Consider the following 17,757-nt stretch of genomic DNA (forward strand, 5'->3'; position numbering starts at 1 on the left):
GCTCAGCCCTCCAGCCGTACGGCGGTCAGGTCATAGGAGTTGACCGGCTGGAGCGCCAGGCCCTGGACGCGGTCGCGGCGCGCGAGCAGCGTCTTGGGCGCGAACGCCCACAGACTGGGCCAGGTGTCCCAGACCGCGTGCTGAAGGGCGGCGAGTTTCTTGTCGCGTTCGTCGGTGTCCGTCTCGGTCGCGGCGTCGGAGAGCTGCTGCTCGATGCGCGGGACGACATAACCCATGTAGGTGTCCCGAGTGCGCTCCTTCTCGGCCGTTCCCCCGTACATGCCCTGGAGGGAAGTGAGGGCCTGGCCGGTCGTTCCGGGGAAGCCGTTGCCGATGACGTCCCAGTCGCCGCCGCGTCCCTGCCGCCACTTGAGGATGTCGCCGCCGGGCTCGAACTGCCGTAGTGACGCGCGTACGCCGACATCCTTGAGCATGTCGACGACGGCCTCCATCACGGACGTGTCACCCGCGAACTCGCCCGACTCCCACATGATGGTGATCCGCAGGTCCTCGGCGTCCAGCGACTTGAGGAGCGCCTTGGCCCTGCGCGGGTCGTAGGCGTACGTGCCCGTGCGCACCGCCCCTTGGAGCGCGAGCGGCACCACTCCCTCGGCCGCCTCGGCGGAGTCGATGAGGACATCGCGTATCAGGGACTCGCCGTCGATCGCGTAGGTGAGCGCGTGGCGCACGCGCGCGTCGGCGAGCGGATGCCCTTTGGGTTTGCGGAAGTTGTAGAAGAGCTGGCAGATCCGGACGCCGGGGGTCTCCTGGACGGCGACGCCGGGCAGGCCGGCGAGCTGCTCGGCCGAGTCGGGGGTGAGGGTGTCCACGACGTCCAGTTCGCCGCTGCGCAGGGCGATGACCCGGCTGGACTCCTCGGGCACGAACCGGACCCGGACCTTGTCGACGGGCGGCTGCTTGCCCCAGTACTCGGTGTTGCGGGCCAGCGTGTACTCGCCCGCACCGCCGTTCGCGCTGACGACGCGGTACGGGCCCGAGCCGAGCCCCGACTGGAGCTCCTCGGGCCGGTTGGCCTTGGCCGGGGTGATGTGGATGTTGGCCATCAGCCGGTCGAGCACCGGCACGGGGCGCTGAGTGCGCAGGAGGAACGTCCGCTCGCCGGTGGCCTCGACGGTCGGCATCTCCGGGAAGAGGCCGAGCAGGAACGAGCCGTTGACCTTCGCGTACATGCGCAGGGCCGTGTCCACGTCCTCGACGGTGACGGGGCTGCCGTCGGAGTAGCGGACGCCTTCGCGCAGTCGCACGCTCCACGCCGTGGGAGCGGTCATCTCGAACCGGTCGGCGAGAACGAGCCGGGGCTGCAGGTCCGGGCCGATCCACGTGAGCGCCTGGCGTACGGCGCGCTGCACGGTCACCGCGGCGTCGAACTGGTTCAGCTTGTTGTCGAGACTCACCAGGGAACGGTTCAGTCCGAGGGTGAGCGTGCCGGGGCCGGGCGCTCCGGTCGGGCCGGCACAGGCGGACAGCGGACCGAGCGCGAGGCCCGTGCCGCCGACGGCGCCCCAGCGCAGCACGGTCCGGCGGCTGGGCGGTCCGGGCGGGGGAACAAGGTGAGGAGTTGGGGTCATCGTCGACCTTCTCGGATTCTGGAGGGCGACCGGCTCTCGCTGACGCCGCCCGACACCGGGCGACGAACAGGTGTCGCGCCGGAAAAGGTGGCACGACTGCGCGAAGTGCGCAAGAGGTCTCGCGCACTTCGCGCAAGTTGTGTCATCATCGGCGCCGAGGCCGTCCGCCCCTCCGGACCGCCCGAAGAGGCACCCGCCGAAGGAGGTTCGCGTGTCCCGCACCACCCGCACGGGGCTCCCGCCTCGCGTGTTCGCTCTCGCGGACGACCTGTCCGGCGCAGCCGAGGTCGCCGCCGCGCTGGGTCTGCGCGGTCGGATCGTGCTGGGCCCCGCCACGGCACCGCCGTGCGACGGAGAGTCGGTCGTCCTGGACCTCGACACCCGGCAGCTGGCCCCGGAGGACGCGGCCGGCGCGGTACGGGCCGCGCTGGCGTACGCCGACGGAGGCGTGGTCCTGAAGAAGATCGACTCGCTGCTGCGGGGCAACCTCGCCGCCGAGGCGGCCGCCTACGCGACCGGTGCCACGGGTGTCGTGATCGCGCCCGCCCTGCCGGTCGCCGGGCGTACCGTCCGCGAGGGTGTCGTCAACCTGCACGGCACCGCCCTGCACACGACCGACGCCTGGCGTGCGGAGCCCGGCGCGGCGCCCGTTTCGGTGGGAGCCGCCCTGGGCGGCGTACCGACACGGGTGGTGCCACTGGCGACGGTGCGCGCGCCCGAGCCGACGCTGTACGACCGGCTTCGGGTGCTCGTCGCCGAGGGATACCACCCGGTGTGCGACGCGGAGACGGACGCGGACCTCGACGCGATCGCCGAGGCGGCGCTCCGACTCGGCCCGGGCATACGCCTGATGGGCACCGGCGGGCTCGCGGCGGCACTCGGACGCAGGCTCGCCGAGGCGGATCGGGCGGCCGGGGGCGGGCTCCTGGGAAGGGGCGGTGACCGTTCCACGGAAGCCGACCGGGGCCGTCCCACCGGGACGGACACCGCCGGTCCCGCACGAGCCGACGACGTGTCACCGGCCCTCGACGGCACCCCCTCCAGACCCCTGCTGGTGGTCGTCGGCACCGCCGAACCCGCCGCTGTTGCGCAGATCGCGCAACTCGTCGCGGTCGGTGCGCGCCACCTGCCGCTGCCCGCGCGCACCCTCACCGACCACTCCGCCCGGCCGCCCCTCAACACCCGTACAGAAGGCGGTCGCACGCCGGACGGCATCACCGTCGTCAGCATCGACGGCACCCACGCCGTCGACCCCGGCGCGGCCCGCGGCCTCGCCGCGGGACTGGCCCGCGCGGTCGCCGAGGCCGCGCACGACAGTGACCTCGTCCTGACCGGCGGCGAGACCGCCCGCCGTGTCCTCGACGCACTCGGCGTCCGCGAACTCCTGCCGCTCGACCAGATCCACCACGGCGCCGTCCGCTCCCGCACCGCCGACGGCCGCCGCGTCGTCACCCGCCCCGGAAGCTACGGCGACACCGACTCCCTGCTGCGCATCGCCCGCGCACTGCGCCCCGGCCTCGCGCCGCCCCCCGACCAGCCGGTCGCCCCACCCGCCCCGCCCGCCCCGCCCGCCCCGCCCGCCCCGCTAGGAGAACCCACGTGAACGCAGCCCCCACCGCCGCGCCCGCCGAGCAGTCCGGCACCGCCGGGCGTCCGCTCCCGATCATCGCGGTGACCATGGGCGACGGCGCCGGCATCGGACCGGAGGTCATCGTCCCGGCCCTGCTGAACGCCGACACCCTGCGCGGCTGCCGGCCCGTCGTCATCGGAGACGCCGAACGCCTCCGCGAGGCGGCCCGTATCCTCGGTGTCACCTGCGACATCGTGCCCGTCGACGGCCCCGCCCAGGCCGAGTTCACGCCCGGCCGCATCAACGTCGTCGACCTCGGCCTGCTCCCGGCCGACCTCCCCTGGGGCGTCCTCTCGGCGAAGGCCGGCGACGCCGCGTACCAGTACATCCGTGTCGCCGCCGAACTCGCCCTGAACGGCGACGTCCACGGCATCTGCACCGCCCCCCTCAACAAGGAGGCCCTGCACGCCGCCGGACACCTCTACCCCGGCCACACCGAACTCCTCGCCCATCTCACCGGCGTCGAGGAGGTGTCGATGATGCTGTCCACGCCCAAGGTGAAGGTCATCCACGTCACCACGCACATCGGTCTGATCGACGCCGTTAACCGCATCGAGCCCGGACTCGTCGAGCGGACCGTTCGCCGCGGCCACGACGCGATGGTCCGTGCAGGCGTCGAGGCACCCGTGATCGGGGTGTGCGGAATCAACCCCCACGCCGGCGAGAACGGCCTGTTCGGCAACGGCGAGGAGGAGACGAAGATCGTCCCCGCTCTGGAAATCCTGCGCGCCGACGGCATCGACGCCCGCGGCCCGCTCCCCGCCGACACCGCCTTCTACCTCGCCGGGCGCGGTGACTACGACCTCATCGTCGCCATGTACCACGACCAGGGCCACGGCCCGGTCAAGGTCCTCGGCATCGAGGCGGGCGTCAACCTCACCGTGGGTCTGCCGGTCATCCGTACCTCCGTCGACCACGGCACCGCCTTCGACATCGCCGGAACCGGCCGGGCCGAGGCCGGTAGCATGGTCGAGGCGCTGCGCCAGGCCGCCGAGATGTCATCCGCTCCGGCCGCCGCCCGCTGACCCCGGCTCGTCGGCACCACAGGACACCAGAGGACAGAGACTGATGTCTGCGATCGGCTCCAAGGCCCGGCGCGACCGGATCGTCCAACTCGCCACCACCACCGGCCTGACCAGCGTGGAGGAACTCTCCCAGCTGTTCGGCGTCACGGCCTCCACCATCCGCCGCGACCTCGCGAAGCTCACCACCGACGGACGGCTCGCCCGTACGTACGGCGGCGCGATGGCCCTGTCCGCTCACCCGGAGGCCTCGCTTCGCCAGCGCACCGGCGAGGCCTACGACGCCAAGCGTGCCATCGCCCGCTGGGCGGCGGCCCAGGTCCAGCCCGGCGAGACCCTGCTCCTCGACGCGGGGTCCACGGTCGGCGCGCTCGCACACGAACTGCGTACGGCCAAGGACGTGACCATCGCGACCACCGGACTGACGGCGCTTCAGGAACTCGCCGACGTCGAGACGGTGCACGTCGAGTGCCTCGGCGGCACCCTCAGACCGCTCAGCCAGGGCTTCGTCGGCCCGTTGACCGAGGCCGCCCTCGAACGGCTCACCTTCGACCGGGTCTTCCTCGGCACCGACGGCGTCTCGCCGGAGCACGGGATCTGCGAGGCCGATCTGCGCCAGACCCGCCTCAAGGAACTCATGGCCCGCCGCGCCGACCACGTCTACGTACTCGCCCACGCGGCCAAACTCGGCCGCCGCCCCTTCCACGCCTGGGCCACCCTCCCCGAGGGCTGGACCCTGGTCACGGACGACACGGCCGACCCCGGCATCCTCGCCGAACTGCGCGCACGCGGAGTCACCACCGTCCTGGCCGAGTCCGTCGGCGCCCTCTGACCGAGTCGCCCCGGCCCGAGCGACACGATCACGCCGTTTCCCGGCAACCTCTTCCCGCAGGGACGAATGGCAGCATGATGTTGGGAGACCGTGCCCGGCCCAGGACTCGGGGACGGGCCGGGCCTCTCATGCGGGAGGATCAGTGGACAAGGCGCAGACCACCGGCCACATACCCGAAGACGACGCGCACGCAGGGGACTTGGCGGACTTACGCAACGAGGACTTCGACTACCTCGACGCCGGCGGGCACACCTACCTCGACCACACGGGAGCGGGCCTTCCGCCGACCTCGCTCGTGCGGGGGAGCGCCGCCCGCATCACCGGCGGACTCTTCGGGAACCCGCACTCCGAGAGCCCGGCCTCCCGCGCCTCGGGAGTGCTGCTGTCCCAGGCCCGTCGCGCGGTGCTCCGCCACTTCAACGCGGATCCGGCCGAGTACGCCGTCATCTTCACCGCCAACGCGACCGGCGCCCTGCGTCTGGTCGGCGAGGCGTACCCCTTCACCCGCCGCGGCAGGCTGGTGATGTCGCTGGACAACCACAACTCGGTGAACGGCCTGCGCGAGTACGCGCGTTCGCGGGGCGCGACCACGGTGTACGTACCGGTGAGCGGCCCCGGGCTGCGGATGGACGAGCAGCGACTGAGAGCCGCCCTGCCCGCGCGGGAACGCGGCCCCGGACTCAGACGCGGCTCCGGTCCGCGGCGAGGCGGCGCGGGCGCTCGTCCGCACGGCCTGCTCGCCTACCCGGCGCAGAGCAACTTCACCGGCGTCCAGCACCCGCTCACCTGGATCGCGGCGGCTCAGGCACGCGGCTACGACGTCCTGCTCGACGCTGCCGCGTACGTACCCGCCAACACCCTCGACCTGAGCCGGTACCACCCCGACTTCACGGTCGTCAGCTGGTACAAGGTCTTCGGCCACCCCACCGGCGTCGGCAGCCTGATCGCCCGCCGGGGCGCGCTCGCGAGGCTGCGACGCCCCTGGTTCTCCGGCGGCACCATCTACGCGGTCAGCGCGCAGGCGCAGTGGCATGTGCTCGCGGAGGACGAGGCGGCCTTCGAGGACGGCACGGTCAACTTCCTGTCCGTACCCGATGTGACGGCCGGGCTGGAGTGGATCGACGGCATAGGCATGGACCGCGTGCACGCCCACGTCACCGCGCTGACCGGGCAACTCCTCGCCGGACTGAGGGCGTTGAGGCACAGCGACGGCTCACCGATGGTCAGGATGTACGGCCCTGTCGACCTCGTGTCCCGCGGCGGAACGGTCGCACTGAACCTGCTGGGTGCCGACGGCCGTGTCATCGACGAACGGGTCGTCACCCGTGACAGCGCCCGGCGCGGCATCTCGCTGCGCACCGGCTGCTTCTGCAACCCGGGCGCGGGCGAGGCGGCCTTCGCCCTGCCACCGCGCCGACTGCGCTCGGCCGCACGCCGCCGAGTCGCCTCCCTGGAGGAGTACTTGGAACTGCTGCGCCTGCCGTCGGCGGGCGCCGTCCGGATCTCGCTCGGCCTGTCGTCACAGCCCAGGGACATCGAGACGTTCCTGACGTTCGTACGGGAGACCTACCGGGACCGGGTGCCCGGGGCGGCCGGACTGGAGGCGAGGGCGGGCTGCTGAGCGATCGGCAGGCGCCGGCTCACCTTCCCGCCCGTCCGCGCACCACCCCGTTCTGGCACTTGCGCACCAGCACCGCCCACGTCGCAGCCAGGAACAGCAGGGCGAACCCGGCCAGGATCAGCCAGCCCCGACTCGCGGCATGGGCGAACGAGTCGCCGTACGAGTCCAGCAGCGCTGGTCCCAGCCGGGAGGCACCGTCGCGCCACAGCGACTCCAGGCCGATACCGCTGCCCAGCGCCTCGAACGCCCAGCGGTTGGTCATCGCCCAGCTGATCGCTTCTCCGGCCGCCGTCATCCGGGGCACCGGAACGAACGCCCCCGAGAACAGCACCTGTGGGAAGCAGAGCAGCGGCAGCATAAGCGTCGCCTGTCCCGGGTCCGTCACGGCGGCCGAGGCGAGCAGCCCCAGGGCGAGCGCGGCCGCGGAGGCCAGCGCGCTCGACACGAACAGTGAGACGTACGTGTCCCAGCCCGCCGCGGGCAGCCGGTCCAGGGCGCGCAGCACGGCGAGGAGCAGGGCGTCCGCGGCCGCCAGCACCGGGAGCATGGTGGTGAGCTTGGACGCCACGTACGGGCCGATCCGCAGCCCGGCCAGCCATTCGCGGCGGAGCACGGGCAGTTCCGTGCAGATCTGCAACAGGCCGTACGTCAGCCCGAAGAAGAACGCTCCGAACGCGATCCAGAACATGATCATCGCGGTCGACCCCGGATCCGGGTCCGCCGGATCGAACGCGCCCGCGCGGAACAGCACCGCGAACATCGCCACGATCATCACGGGCGAACCCGCCAGCACGGCGACCGAGAGCCGGTTGTGCAACAGCAGGGCCGTTCCGCGCCGGGTGAGCAGCGACCACTGGCGTACGGCGCCGACGCGCGGCCGTGGCCCCGGCCGCTCAGGACCGACCGCGCCGCCCTCGGACTCCGCGGGCTCTCCCGGGGACACCGCGGGTTCGGCACGCGCGCCGTCGGCCACCGCCTCGTACACCTCCTCGACCGTGCCGACCCCGAACTCCCGGCACAGGGCGCCCGGTTCACCCGTGTACGCGACCTGTCCGCCCGGGGCCAGGAACACGACATGGTCGCCGCGGAGGAGGTCCGCGAGGACATGGGTCGTCAGGACGATGGTGGTGCCGCGCTCGGAGAGGGCGCGCAGCGTCCGCAACAGGGCCGCCCCGGTGACCGGATCGAGCCCGGAGGTGGGTTCGTCGAGGAAGAGCGCCCGCGGTCTGGTGAGCAACTCGGCGGCGATGCTCGCCCGTTTGCGTTCGCCGCCACTCAGCGCACGGACCGGCGTACCGGCCCGGTGGGCCAGCCCGAGCGTGTCCAGGACCCGGTCGACGGCCGCGGTGACCGACTCGTCCGACGTCCCCGGCGGCATGCGCAGACCCGCCGCGTACACCAGCGTCCGGTGCAGCGGGAGGTCGCGGTGCAGGATGTCCTCCTGCGGCACGAACCCCAACTCCGGTCCGGGCGGGCCCGGTCGGTCCCCGTCGTGCAGTACGGAACCTTCGCCGGCCGACCGCAGTCCCGCGAGCGTTTCCAGCAGTACCGTCTTGCCCGCGCCGCTGCTGCCGGCGATCACGACGATCCGCCCGGGCGCGGCATCGAGGGACACGTCGTCCAGCACGCGACCCGCTCCGCGCACCTCCTGGGTGAGCCGACGCGCCCGGATCCGCAGACCGTCGACCGGAGCGAGAGGGGTGGCAACGGGCGGGCGCGGCCCTGTCGGTATCGGCATGGAGGCAGCATGCCAAAAGACCACGGAGTTCAAGCGTGAGCGGGGACAGTGCCGGGCAAGTGCCGGTGCGATATCCGGTGATGGGACACATCCGTAGGGCCAAAGTGTCAAATCACCCCTCTTCAAAGGAACCTTGCTTCTTTTATTGACGGCGGAAAAGAAGGGACCTAGGTTCCGGGCATGCGCTCGACTCCTGGTACGGAGGCGTTCCCGGCACACACGCCGGCCGCTGCCCAGATCTTCACCACCGTGCTGTCCCACGGCCCGCTCACCCGGTCGGACATGGCCGGCCGCGCCGGCCTTTCGGCGGCCGCGGTCACGAAGGCGGTCCGGCCGCTGATCGAGGCCGGGTACCTGGTGGAGGACGCGGGAGACGAGGCGCGCCCGTCCCTGGGGCGGCCCGCCAACCCCGTACGGGTGGACGGCGGGCGGGCCCTGTTCATCGGCGTCAAGATCACCGGCGACGAGATCATCGCTGTACTGACGGACCTGTGCTGCCGGATCCGCGTCGCCCGGCACGTACCCCTGGACGACCGCGAACCGAAGGCCGTGCTCGCCTCGGTCGCCGCCCTCGTGCAGGAACTCCTCGCGGAGGCGGACGGGTTCGGCGTCCGGGTCCAGGGGCTCGGTGTCGCCGTCTCCGGCGATGTGGACCGCGCCGCAGGAGAGGTGCGCTTCTCGCCCTTCCTGGAGTGGCGCGACCTTCCCCTCGCCGAACTCGTGGAGATGACGACCGGACTGCCGGTCACCGTCGACAACGACGTCCGGGCCCTGACCGTCGCCGAGCAGTGGTTCGGCGCGGGCGTCGGCCTCTCCGACTTCGCGGTGGTGACGGTCGGCGCGGGCATCGGCTGCGGCCTGGTCGTGCACGGCAGGGTCGTCTCGGGCGCGCACGGCGTGGCCGGCGAGATCGGGCACGTGGTCATCGACCCGACGGGACCGCCGTGCCACTGCGGAAACCGCGGGTGCGCCGAGGCCATCGCCGCGGACCCCGCGATCGTCACCGCGGTGCGCGAGGCGACCCGTATGCCGGTGGCCGACGCCGCGCAGGCCGTCGACCTGGCCCGCCGGGGCGACCCCGGCGCCCGTGAGGTGTACGCGCGGGCCGGGGAGGCGATCGGCCGGGCCATCGCGACCGTCGCCAACCTCATCGGACCCGAGCGCGTGATCATCTCCGGCGAGGGACTCGCCGCATACGACCTGTTCGCCGGGCAGATCCGCGACGCCTTCACCGCGTCGGCCTTCGGTACGGCCGCCCAATGCGACCTGCTGACGCGTCCGTTGCCCTTCGACGAGTGGGCGCGCGGCGCCGCGGCCACCGCCATCCAGTCCTTCATCAGCGGTCCGACCCGCGGCCAGGGATGAGCCGCCCCATCCCCTGACGGGCAGTCAAGCTCCCTGGCCTCGAAGGAAGTTCCCGCACCAACGCCCCACTGGACCAACGCCCTACTGCATCAACACGCCACCGCACCCGCGCAGAGCCGAACCCATCACTGGAGGTCCGACCCATGAGGTCATCCTCGTACGCTCCCGGAACCCCCGCCCGCCGCTCCACAAGAGCCGTGCTCGTCCTGGCCCTCACCGCGGCCATGGCGACGACCCTCCCGGCAGCCCGGGCCGCCACTCCCACTGCCGCCACTCCCGCCACCACGTCCACCGCCGGCGCGGAGGCGGTCGCGGCCAAGCCGTACATGGGCTGGTCGAGTTGGAGCATGCAGTCCTCGAAGTACCCCGGACTCAACCCCGACGGCGACTACAGCTACCTCACCGAGAAGAACGTCCTCAAGCAGACGGACGCCCTCGCGGCCAAGCTCAAGCCGTACGGATACGAGTACGTCAACCTCGACGCCGGATGGTGGCGTGCCAAGGACTGGAAGCCGGGATTCGACGAGTACGCCCGTCAGAAGGCGGACCCGGGCCGCTTCCCGCGGGGCATGAAGCCCGTCGCCGACCACATCCACGGCAAGGGTCTCAAGGCGGGCATCTACCTGCCGGTCGGCTTGGAGAAGGAGGCGTACGGGGAGGGCAGGACCCCCATCTGGAACGCCGAGGGCTGCACGACGGCCGACATCGTGTACAGCGACCTGCGCACCACCAACGGCTGGGACAGCGCCTACAAGCTCGACTTCTCCAACCCCTGCGCCCAGAAGTACGTCGACTCGCAGGCCCGGCTCTTCGCCGACTGGGGCTACGACTTCCTCAAGCTCGACGGGGTCGGACCGGGTTCCGGCAAGAACGGCGACCAGTACGACAACGTTGCCGACGTCGCCGCCTGGCAGAAGGCCATCGCCGCCACCGGCCGTCCGATCCACCTGGAGATCTCCTGGTCGCTCGACATCGGCCGGGTCGCCGACTGGAAGAAGTACTCCAACGGCTGGCGCATCGACACCGACGTCGAGTGCTACTGCAACACCCTTGTCAGCTGGGAGAACTCGGTCGACGACCGCTGGGACGACGCCCCCGGCTGGACCCGCCACGCAGGCGCCGGCGGCTGGAACGACCTCGACTCCCTGGACGTCGGCAACGGCCAGATGGACGGCCTCACCAAGGCCGAGCGGCAGAGCTACGCGACCCTGTGGGCCATCGCCAAGTCCCCGCTCTACACCGGTGACGACCTGACCAAGCTCGACTCCTACGGCGTGTCGCTGCTGACCAACCGCGAGGTCATCGCCCTCAACCAGGGCAGCACACCGCCCGCCCGTCCGGTCACCCCGTCCGACCCCCAGCAGGTGTGGGCGGCCAAGAACGCCGACGGCAGCTACACCGTCGCCCTGTTCAACCTCGCCGACGCGCCCGCCGCCGTCACCGCCGACTGGTCGACCCTCGGCTTCACCGGCAAGGCCTCCGTACGGGACCTGTGGAACCGCGAGAACCTCGGTACGCACAAGAACAAGGTGACGCAGGCCCTGCCCGCCCACGGCTCCCGCCTGTTCACCGTCACCCCCCGCGGCGCCGCTCTCGCCTCGACCGGCTACGAGGCCGAGTCGACCACCAACACCCTCAGCGGCAACGCCTCCGTCGCCGACTGCTCCGCCTGCTCCGGCGGCAAGAAGGTCGGGAACCTCTACGTCGGCGGCAAGCTCCGCTTCAACGACGTCGTCGTCGCCAAGGCCGGTACGTACATGGTGCAGGTCGCCTACGTCAGCGGTGACCCCCGCTCCATCGACGTCTCCGCGAACGGCAACGGAGCCAGGCACCACAAGTTCCCCTCCACCGGGGACTGGGGAACCGCCGAGACCGTCAGCGTGCCCGTCACCCTCAAGGCCGGCGCCAACACCATCACCTTCGACAGCGGCACCGGCTACGCCCCCGACATCGACCGCATCGACGTCCCGAAGTCGTCCTGACCGCCGTTCTCTTCCCCTGGAGCCGCACCATGGACACCAACCCGACCGAGCCCAGCAGACGAAGACTCCTCTCCCTGGCCGCGGCGGGCGGCGTCGCCACCGCACTCGGCGGTCTGCCCGCCTTCACCGCATCGGCCGCACCTCAGCGGCCCGCCGACGCCCCGCTGCTGAAGGGGAGTTCGCGGAACCAGCTGTGGTGGCAGGCGCCCGGCGACGAGCACTCGATGATCGAGCAGGGCCTGCCCGTCGGCAACGGCCGCCTCGGCGCCCTCGCGAGCAACGACCCCGGCCGTGAACTCCTCCTGATCACCGACGCCACCATGTGGACCGGCGGCCTCAACGACAAGCTCGACTCCGACGGCCAATTCCCCTACGACCGCGACAACTTCGGTTCCTTCACGCTTCTCGGCCGCCTCACCGTCGACATCCCCGACCACGACCTGTCCGCCGTGAACGGCTACCGCCGCACCCTCGACCTCGCGCAGGGCGTGGTGACCACGTCGTACGTCCGCTCCGGAGTGACGTACGAGCGGCAGATCTTCGCCAGCCGCCCCGACGACGCGATCGTCCTGCACTTCACCCAGAGCGGCGGTGGCCGCTACACCGGCAGCATCGCCCTCGACGGGACGCACGAAGAGAGCGTGACGGGCACCTCCTTCGGTTCCGCCTTCCCGAACGGTCTGCGCTACGGCGCGGCCGTGAAGGCGGTCGGCAGCGGCGGCAGTGTCCGCGTGAACGGCCCGCGGATCGACTTCTCAGGCTGCAGGGAACTGACCGTCGTGGTGAGCGGCGGCACCAACTACGCGCCCGACGCCTCTAACGGCTACCGCGATCCGTCCCTCGACCCCGAGCGGCTGGCCCGTACGAAGGTCCGCGACGCGGCGGCCCACTCGGCGGGCACCCTGCTGCGCACCCATGTCGCCGACCACCGCGACCTGTTCGAGCAGCTGGACATCTCGCTCGGCACGTCGTCGGCCGAGCAGCGCTCCCTGGACACCTGGGAACGGCTCGGGGCGCGGGCCCGGGACGGGGAGCCCGATCCCGAACTGGAGGCCGCCTACCTCCAGTTCGGCCGCTATCTGATGATCTCCGGGTCCCGCGGCAGCCTCCCGCTCAACCTCCAGGGGCTGTGGCTCGACGGCAACGACCCGGACTGGATGGGCGACTACCACACGGACATCAACATCCAGATGAACTACTGGATGGCCGACCGGGCCGGGCTGTCCCAGTGCTTCGACGCGCTCACCGACTACTGCCTCGCCCAGTTCCCGTCCTGGACGAAGCTCACCGGCGACCTCTACAACGACCCGCGCAACCGCTACCGCAACTCCACCGGGAAGGTCGCCGGCTGGGCCGTCGCCTTCTCCACCAACATCCATGGCGGAAACGGCTGGTGGTGGCATCCGGCGGGCAACGCCTGGCTGTGCACGACCCTGTGGGAGCACTACGAGTTCACCCGGTCGCGCTCCCATCTGGCGAGGATCTACCCGCTCCTGAAGGGTGCCTGCGAGTTCTGGGAGGCGCGGCTGATCACCACGACACTCCCCGGCACCTCGCAGGAAGTGCTTATCGACGACAGGGACTGGTCGCCCGAGCACGGCCCGCAGGACGCCAAGGGCATCACCTACGCGCAGGAACTGGTGTGGGTGCTGTTCGACCACTTCCTCACGGCGTCGAAGGAGCTGAAGAAGGACTCCGCCTACGCGAAGAAGATCAGCGGCCTCCAGAAGCGGCTGTATCTGCCGAAGGTGAGCCCCAGGACGGGCTGGCTGGAGGAGTGGATGTCGCCGGACAACCTCGGCGAGACCACGCACCGGCACCTGTCCCCGCTGATCGGGCTCTTCCCCGGAGACCGCATCCGTCCCGACGACTCCACCCCGCCGGAGATCGTAGAGGGCGCCACGGCCCTGCTCACCGCACGCGGCATGGAGAGCTTCGGCTGGGCGAACGCCTGGCGCAGTCTGTGCTGGGCCCGGCTCAAGAACGCGGACAAGGCCTACCAGCTGATCGTCAACAACCTCCGCCCGTCGATCGACGGCGGCAACGGCACCGCCCCCAACCTCTTCGACATCTACGAAGTGGAGAAGGGCCGCGGCATCTTCCAGATCGAGGCCAACTTCGGCACACCCGCGGCGATGATCGAGATGCTCCTGTACTCCCGCCCGGGCCACCTGGAACTGCTCCCGGCACTCCCCGACGCCTGGGCGAAGTCCGGCCACGTCACGGGAGTCGGCGTCCGCGGCGGTTTCACCGTCGACCTGCGCTGGCGCGACGGGAAGCCCACCGAAGCCCGGATCCACAGCGTCGGCGGCCGGACGACGACCGTGGCGTACGGCAACACCTCCCGGACAGTGACGCTGAAGCCCGGCGGATCCGTCACGCTGCGGGACTTCGCCCGATGACGGCCCGGTTCGCCCGAGCGGGCCGCCTGGCCGCCCTGCTGCTGATCGCCGCGGCCGTCCAGGTGGCGCCCGCGGCGGCGCAGCCGGCCGACACGCACGCGTCCACGGCCGAGGCCGCCGCCGAGCAGCGGCACGACGTCGTCACCTGGGGCGCGAGCGCGGACCGCATCGGCGACGCCGTCAACGACCGCAGCTACCGCCTGATCGTGCGCACCAGCGTCGCCGGGGACGACCTGCGCATCCGGCTCTCCAACGCCTTCGGCGACCGGCCGCTGACCTTCGACAGCGTCTACGCCGGCATCAGGAAGGAGGGCGCCGCCGTGGCCCGCGGCACCAACCGGCGGCTGACCTTCGACGGCTCCCACTCCGTCACGGTCCCCGCCGGTGCCACCGCCTACAGTGACCCGCTCCCCGGCAGGCTGCCCGCCGCGACCGACCTGGCCGTCAGCATCCACACCAGCGAGGCGAGCGGCACGGCCACCGGCCACTCCATGGCCATGCAGACCTCGTACGCGGCGGAGGGCGACCACACGGGCGAGGAGGGCGCCGCCTCCTGGACCCAGCCGATCGGCTCCTGGTTCTACCTCGACGCCGTGTCCGTACGGACGAGTTCGGCCACCGGGGCCGTGGTCGCGCTCGGCGACTCCATCACGGACGGCTGGCAGTCCACGAGCGATCTGAACCGCCGCTGGCCCGACTACCTCGCCCGTCGCCTGCGGGCAACGACCGGGCCCGTCAAGGGAGTTGCCAACGAGGGCATCTCCGGGAACAAGGTCCTCGCGGACGGCGCCGGGCAGAGCGCGCTCAACCGGCTGGACCGTGACGTCCTGTCCCTGCCGGGCGTCCGCACGGTGTTCCTCTTCGAGGGCGTCAACGACATCAAGGCCCACTCCGGCGTCACGGCCCAGGACATGATCAAGGGCTATCGCGAGATCATCGCCCGCGCCCACGAAGCCGGGAAGTGCGTCGTCGGAGCCACCGTCGCCCCCTTCAAGGGCTGGTACGAGTGGGACGCCGCCGCCGAGTCCGTACGCCAGGACGTCAACCAGTTCATCCGGGACAGCGGAGAGTTCGACGCCGTCACCGACTTCGACCGCATCCTCCGCAGCCCTTACGACCACGAGCGCATCCTCCCCGCCTTCGACGGCGGCGACCGTCTGCACCCCAACGACAAAGGCATGCAGGCGATGGCCGACGCCATCGACCTCAAGAGCCTCGACTGCTCCGCACGAGCAGCGCGCTGAGGCGAAACACCGAGGCATCACGCTGACGCGTCGCCCGAACTCGCCCGTCTGACGAGCTGACAGCACCGCCGTGCGGGCCGGCGTAATGGCTCTGTAGCGTGGGCACATCAACCAACGCGACGGAGGCTGTCACATGACCCGCCCGATCACCGTGGGAGTAGACGGTTCCGCCGAATCCCTGGCCGCAGTGCACTGGGCGGCCAGGGAGGCGGTACGCCGTTCACTGGCGCTGCGTGTGGTGCACGCCTGGGAGAAGTCCGACGGCGAGGACCGGACCGGGGACGCGCGGGACGCGCTGGCGGAGACCGCCCGCGACGTCACCGGCCTGCACCCGGACCTACCGGTGACCACCGACCTCCTCGAAGGCGACCCGGTCGACACGCTGGTCACCGCGGCGGCGGACGCCGGGACGCTGGTGCTCGGCACCCGCGGGCACGGAGCGATCGTCGGCTTCCTGCTCGGTTCCGTCGGCCAGCAGGTGGTCGCCGAGTCCGCGCGGCCCGTCGTCCTCGTGCGCGCCGGGGACCGCGCCGATTCCGAGGCGGCCGGCCGCGAGATCGTCGTCGGCCAGCAGGGCGGCCCGGACGACAGCGCGGCGGCACTGGAGTTCGCGTTCGGGACGGCGGCGGCACGCGGCGCCGCCGTACGCGTCGTACGGGCCTGGAGCCTGCCCACCGTCTTCACCTTCAGCCCCGGCTCGCTGAGGCTTGCCGACGAGGCAGGCGGGCTGGAGCAGTACGAGAAGAAGGCGCTCGCGGAGGCCCTGCGGCCCTGGACGGAGCGGTTCCCCGACGTGCGGGTGACACAGCACGTCGAGATGGGCAGCGCGGGCGAGGTGCTGCTCACGGCGGCCGCGTCGGCCCAGCTGCTGGTGGTGGGCCGGCGCGCGCACCGCTCAGCCGTCGGCACGCGGGTGGGTTCGGTGGCCCATGCGGCCATGCACCACGCGCCCTGCCCGGTGGCGGTCGTCCCGCCGGCCTGACCGTCGGCCTCAGACCGAGGGTGCGGGATCTTCCGTCGGCGGCGGCAGAGCGTCCCGCATCGGGGGCAGGATGTTGTTGACGTAGTCCTCGACCGCCGTGTCCAGGCCGATGTCGTGCTGGGCCCGCTCGGACAGGTACCAGCGGTGTTCGAGGAGCCCGTGGTAGAGCTCGGCCGAATCCATCGAGCCGCGCAGCTCGCGCGGCACGGCACGAACGGTCGGCCGGAAGACGTCACGCACCCAGCGGTGGGCCAGCACCTCCGGGCGGGCGGCGAGCGGATCGCCGGGCGCGTAGTCGTCCTGGGTGGCCATCCAGGCTTCCAGGTCGTTCAGCAGCCGCCGCGCCTGGTTCTCCTCGGCGTCCAGCCCCGTCAGCCGCAGGAGCTGGCGCTGGTGGTGGCCCGCGTCGACGACCTTCGGCACGAACGTGACGGTGTCGCCGTTCGAGGAGTGGGCGATCTGCATCTCGGCGACGTCGAAACCGAGGTCGTTCAGGCGGCGGATGCGGCGGTCGATGTAGTGGTGCTTGCCCGCCGGGTACACGGACGTGCGGGTGAGTTCGTCCCACAGCCGGTTGTAGCGCGCGCAGATCTCCATGCCGAACTCGATCGGGTCCACCGACGGGTGGAGGGCGCCGGACGCCTCCAGGTCCAGCAGTTCCCCGCTGATGTTCACGCGCGCCAGGTCGAGGTCGTACTCGCGCTGCCCGGGGCTCAGCTGCGGATGCAGCTCCCCGGTCTCGGCGTCGACGAGATACGCGGCATACGCGCCCGCGTCGCGCCGGAACAGCGTGTTGGACAGCGAGCAGTCCCCCCAGGCGAACCCGGCCAGATGGAGCCGGACGAGCAGCACGGCGAGCGCGTCCATGAGCCGGTGCATGGTGGCCGGCCGCATGGTCGTCTCGAACATCGACCGGTAGGGCATCGAGCCGCCCAGGTGGCGGGTGATCAGTACGGATTCCAGCGGCTCGCCGCCCTCGTCGGTGCGGCCGGTGACCACGGCGAGCGGGTCCACCGACGGGATGTTCAGCCGGTCGAGACTGCGCAGCAGCTCGTACTCCCGCAGAGCGGGCCGCTCGGCGAGCTCCTTGACCGCCACGACCTCCGCGCCGGCGCGCGCGTAACGCACCACGTGCCGCGAGATGCCCCGCGGCAGCGGTACCAGGTAGTGCTCCGGCCACTCCTCCAGGGGCCGCTGCCACGGCAGGTCGAGCAGGAGCGCGGGATGCTCCGGGTTGGTGGCGCTGATCTGCAATGCCATCGCTCGCTTGCCCTGCCTCACGGTCGGCCGTCATGTCGCAGGAGCATCTCCGCACCTGGACGTCCCCTTCGTCAACATGGACGTCCGTTT

At 71.6% G+C, this 17,757-nt stretch carries 12 protein-coding genes; 9 read left to right on the forward strand and 3 right to left on the reverse strand.

The genetic code is table 11. The features are described 5' to 3' along the window. Nucleotides 1-2 precede the first annotated feature (2 nt). A complete protein-coding gene (locus OG718_RS48230) occupies nt 3-1,589 on the reverse strand; it encodes an ABC transporter substrate-binding protein (RefSeq protein ID WP_328847175.1) in 1,587 nt (528 codons plus the stop codon). 211 nt (nt 1,590-1,800) lie between these two features. Here OG718_RS48230 and OG718_RS48235 point away from each other — a divergent pair, with 211 nt between their 5' ends. From OG718_RS48235 to OG718_RS48250, 4 genes are all read left to right on the forward strand, one after another. Further along, nucleotides 1,801-3,192 (forward strand): four-carbon acid sugar kinase family protein, encoded by a 1,392-nt coding sequence (locus tag OG718_RS48235; protein WP_328847176.1) that lies wholly within the window; start codon nt 1,801-1,803, stop codon nt 3,190-3,192. After that, entirely contained in the window at nt 3,189-4,244 is a 1,056-nt protein-coding gene (pdxA, locus tag OG718_RS48240; RefSeq protein WP_260694922.1) for a 4-hydroxythreonine-4-phosphate dehydrogenase PdxA, read from the forward strand. The genes OG718_RS48235 and pdxA overlap by 4 nt, the downstream gene beginning before the upstream one ends. 43 nt (nt 4,245-4,287) lie before the next feature. Further along, nucleotides 4,288-5,073, forward strand: a complete 786-nt coding sequence (locus OG718_RS48245; RefSeq protein WP_143634068.1) for a DeoR/GlpR family DNA-binding transcription regulator — start codon at nt 4,288-4,290, stop codon at nt 5,071-5,073. Between the two features lie 142 nt (nt 5,074-5,215). Beyond that, nucleotides 5,216-6,694, forward strand: a complete 1,479-nt coding sequence (locus tag OG718_RS48250) for an aminotransferase class V-fold PLP-dependent enzyme (RefSeq protein ID WP_328847177.1) — start codon at nt 5,216-5,218, stop codon at nt 6,692-6,694. A gap of 19 nt (nt 6,695-6,713) precedes the next feature. Here OG718_RS48250 and OG718_RS48255 read toward each other — a convergent pair whose 3' ends face one another. Continuing rightward, on the reverse strand, nt 6,714-8,432 hold the full coding sequence (locus OG718_RS48255; protein WP_328847178.1) for an ATP-binding cassette domain-containing protein: 1,719 nt from the start codon (nt 8,430-8,432) through the stop codon (nt 6,714-6,716). Between the two features lie 180 nt (nt 8,433-8,612). Between OG718_RS48255 and OG718_RS48260 the strand changes: the two genes are divergently transcribed. The 5 genes from OG718_RS48260 (at nt 8,613) to OG718_RS48280 (ending at nt 16,407) form a co-directional block, all read left to right on the forward strand. Continuing rightward, nucleotides 8,613-9,797 carry an ROK family transcriptional regulator gene (locus OG718_RS48260; protein ID WP_328847179.1) on the forward strand — a complete coding sequence of 395 codons (1,185 nt, stop codon included), beginning with the start codon at nt 8,613-8,615 and terminating at the stop codon, nt 9,795-9,797. Between the two features lie 143 nt (nt 9,798-9,940). Then, a complete protein-coding gene (locus OG718_RS48265) occupies nt 9,941-11,779 on the forward strand; it encodes an alpha-galactosidase D (RefSeq protein ID WP_328847180.1) in 1,839 nt (612 codons plus the stop codon). Between the two features lie 29 nt (nt 11,780-11,808). Then, entirely contained in the window at nt 11,809-14,181 is a 2,373-nt protein-coding gene (locus OG718_RS48270; RefSeq protein ID WP_328847181.1) for a glycosyl hydrolase family 95 catalytic domain-containing protein, read from the forward strand. After that, entirely contained in the window at nt 14,178-15,425 is a 1,248-nt protein-coding gene (locus tag OG718_RS48275; protein WP_328847182.1) for an SGNH/GDSL hydrolase family protein, read from the forward strand. The genes OG718_RS48270 and OG718_RS48275 overlap by 4 nt, the downstream gene beginning before the upstream one ends. A gap of 133 nt (nt 15,426-15,558) precedes the next feature. Then, a complete protein-coding gene (locus OG718_RS48280; protein ID WP_306941883.1) occupies nt 15,559-16,407 on the forward strand; it encodes a universal stress protein in 849 nt (282 codons plus the stop codon). Nucleotides 16,408-16,416: 9 nt separating this feature from the next. Here the strand turns inward: OG718_RS48280 and OG718_RS48285 are convergent, their stop codons facing one another. Then, nucleotides 16,417-17,667 (reverse strand): DUF4032 domain-containing protein, encoded by a 1,251-nt coding sequence (locus OG718_RS48285; protein WP_328847183.1) that lies wholly within the window; start codon nt 17,665-17,667, stop codon nt 16,417-16,419. Between the last annotated feature and the right edge of the window lie 90 nt (nt 17,668-17,757).

This window comes from Streptomyces sp. NBC_00258, assembly GCF_036182465.1.
Lineage (GTDB): Bacteria > Actinomycetota > Actinomycetes > Streptomycetales > Streptomycetaceae > Streptomyces.